General features: G+C 57.7%; 3 protein-coding genes. All 3 read left to right on the forward strand.

The features are described 5' to 3' along the window. Positions 1–444 precede the first annotated feature (444 nt). Complete coding sequence (locus AB3X89_RS39435; protein ID WP_018436446.1) at positions 445–615, forward strand: hypothetical protein; 171 nt, start codon at positions 445–447, stop codon at positions 613–615. Between the two features lie 391 nt (positions 616–1,006). Beyond that, complete coding sequence (locus tag AB3X89_RS39440) at positions 1,007–1,198, forward strand: hypothetical protein (RefSeq protein ID WP_368587968.1); 192 nt, start codon at positions 1,007–1,009, stop codon at positions 1,196–1,198. A 59-nt stretch (positions 1,199–1,257) separates the two neighbouring features. After that, positions 1,258–1,467: a hypothetical protein gene (locus tag AB3X89_RS39445; protein ID WP_018436447.1), complete on the forward strand. Its 210-nt coding sequence runs from the start codon at positions 1,258–1,260 to the stop codon at positions 1,465–1,467. Positions 1,468–2,471: the final 1,004 nt, after the last annotated feature.

Consider the following 2,471-nt stretch of genomic DNA (forward strand, 5'->3'; position numbering starts at 1 on the left):
GTTCCAGAACCATTCGCACAGCCCGCTCACGAACTTCAGGCGAGTACCTTGGGCACTTCTTCTTCGTGTTTTCCATAGCTCCATTTTCTCAAGAAGTGGAGCCTCCGGAAATCCCGGGGCGGTTCACACACCGGCCTGACGGACACCCTGTGGAAAATATCGGCTTACGGCAAAGCCGACGTGCTTTTTAGGACTGTCAGGCGCGAATTCATCGTGGCGCGGGGAGCGATCCCCACAACGACGCCGAATGGATTTACGCAAGCCAACCATGCATCCATTCAGCGTTGCAAAAACGGGGGCGATCATAGATTATTTTCCGTTTTCTGAAGCGCCCCCTGACGGCATACCGCTTTCGTATGTCGGTGAAAAACTCGGGCTGGCCATTGCGGATCTGCATCGCCGTGCCCGTCGCTGTCAGGGTGAGCGAATGATTTGCGCTGCTCCATGTACCACCTTCTTGTGGCATACCATGTACTACATAACTTGCTGGGCAAGTCGAACGACCGGGCCTTGGGTGACCGGTTGCTTGACGGCAGCAGCGAGAAGCTGGACACGTGTCTGCGCCTGGTCGAGCGCGAGGGCGATGTTCATGGACTCGCCGAACTGGGCAACTGACTCATACGGATTGCACGAATCCCATGAAGCCAACCTTTCGCGGCGAGCAAGTGCCGGACGCCATGCAAGACCGTGTGACAAGATCACAGCGCTTACCGACAGGGCATCATTCCATTCGTCCGCGACGAAGGCCGCTAGTTCGCGGGAAATCCCGGACCTAGTTGTACGTTCCCTGTAACGCAGCACCCTGGTGCTTGATCGGGTTCGCCGCCCCTGGCTCAGACTAAAGTGCTTTTTTCCGTTTCGTGAAGCGCCCCCTTCACGCTGTTCCAATTCGGAAAACCCTGACGGCTGAAATCAGCGCTTCCTGAGGCAACATTCCGCCGCCGCCGATTGGGCTCGCGCATCGATCGACCGTAGCATCAATTCATCATGCATTGTCGGGAAAATCATGGCGGGCAACACATCGCTACGCTCTAAGGTCGAAAGACTTGCCTGCTCGACGCGTGACCGGACAGCGAGCGTGCTGCTGGAACGCTCCCGCTCGGGCGAAACGTGCCGTGTGCGCATTCGGATCGAGCGGCCAACCGGGGCGCTTTCCCTCTTCTTTTTGTGGCATGTGTTTCCGCTGGACAGGCGCTGACCGGAGATGGGGATAGGCCGCAAGGCAGCCTGATCGTTCCGCAGCCAAGGGAGACTTGCATGCACGACGACGCTTTGAATACATTACCTCAATATGTGATCGAATTGCGCGCGTGGCTTAGCGACTGGTACGACCATGCGTTCAATGTGGGCTACATCCATCCGCCCTTCACGCTCGACGAAGCGATCGCGGACCGGCTTGAGGGGTACTTCAGGGCGGGCCTGACGCCAGCCGAAGGCGCGATGGCGTTCTTCGGCTCCGTGCATTGAGACGCGAGCGATGAGGTTCGAAGAGTTCGATGCCCGCCTGTCGCACCTACTAGTCTTGATACCCGCCGGGACGATGGCCTGGTCGCCTGGTGGAATGGCGCACGGACAATCTATGCGTGCATTGGCAAGGGCGACGACGGTAGTCACAGCGGATTACACGCACTTGAACTCGACCTTGCCGACGATTGGGGACAACTCCATGACTGGCTCGCCGCATGGATCGACGAGCCGCGCTTTAGTGCACCTCCGGATGTCGATGGTCACGGATGCTGACGCACACGAAGACACCTGCGGTCGCCGCAGTTGCTCCGTTGCCCACTGAGGCGATCGGCAAGAAACGCCGGGTACCTGGCACCGGTCGATCGCGGCAATCGTCGCAGCGGTCTCGGCGAGCCCGGCAATTCCGTGCTAAAGATGCTTGCTCGCGAAATCGTGTGGGGTCAACCAGTGAAACATATCGTCGGCCGTTATCGCAGATTCGCTATTGAGGCGCGCATGGAGCCTCGGACGGTCCAGTTGTCTGACGGAATCGCGCCGAGATTCCGCCTCGCTTGGTCGTTGCACACACGGACGTTAAGGCTACGCTGGGACAAGCAGCGTAAATGCGGCTGAATTTGGCAAAGCGAACGTAAACTTTGCAAACCTTCATAAACGACATGTTCCGGTTCGCGTCGCGTAGGTGAGCGCTGCGCTCCGAATCCTGCGGATTGATCGACCGCCATCGCCACGGTCAGTTGCTTCATCGTTTCTGCATTTTACCGTTGTATGTCCACGCTATAACGCATGGCAATCGTTAGCGGTGGAATTGATCAGCATTGTCTTAATTTTGAATGCAGCAACTTTGCGGCCTTCGGAAGAGTGTTATCGAGTGCTCCGACCTAGCAGCCTGCGGAAGTACCGCTGAAACGCGTCATCGCGCTGCGTTCGTGAAGCGTTGATAGAAGGAGCCCAACAACCCGATGGAGATTATGCGCGGCGCCGACACATTCACCGAGAGTCTGTTT

The organism is Paraburkholderia sp. BR14320, from assembly GCF_040948665.1.
GTDB lineage: Bacteria > Pseudomonadota > Gammaproteobacteria > Burkholderiales > Burkholderiaceae > Paraburkholderia > Paraburkholderia youngii.